The sequence below is a fragment of the Pandoraea sp. PE-S2R-1 genome (assembly GCF_002179865.1).
In the GTDB taxonomy this organism is placed as follows: Bacteria; Pseudomonadota; Gammaproteobacteria; order Burkholderiales; family Burkholderiaceae; genus Pandoraea.
Window position 1 is genome coordinate 1 of record NZ_NGUR01000177.1, and the last position, 312, is coordinate 312.

Annotated in this window: 1 protein-coding gene; it reads left to right on the plus strand. The window is 67.3% G+C overall.

Annotated features, from left to right (window positions below; genetic code table 11):
* A partial coding sequence (locus CDV44_RS27590) for a pyridoxal-phosphate dependent enzyme (RefSeq protein WP_141118863.1) occupies nt 1–312 on the plus strand: 312 nt, incomplete at both ends.

Genomic DNA, 312 nt, shown 5'->3' on the forward strand with positions numbered 1-312 from the left:
GTTCTCCTTCAAGATTCGGGGCGCGTACAACAAGATGGCCAACCTGAGCGAGGCCGAGCGCGAGCGCGGCGTGCTCACCGCGTCGGCCGGCAACCACGCGCAAGGCGTGGCGTTCTCGGCGGCGCGTCTGGGCTGCAAGGCCGTCATCGTCATGCCCGTCACCACGCCGCAGGTGAAAATCGACGCCGTCAGAACCCACGGTGGCCGCGCCGTCGAAGTCGTGCTCGCGGGGGACTCGTATAGCGATGCCTACGCTCACGCCATGACGCTGCAGGAAGAACGCGGCCTCACCTTCGTGCCGCCGTTCGACGA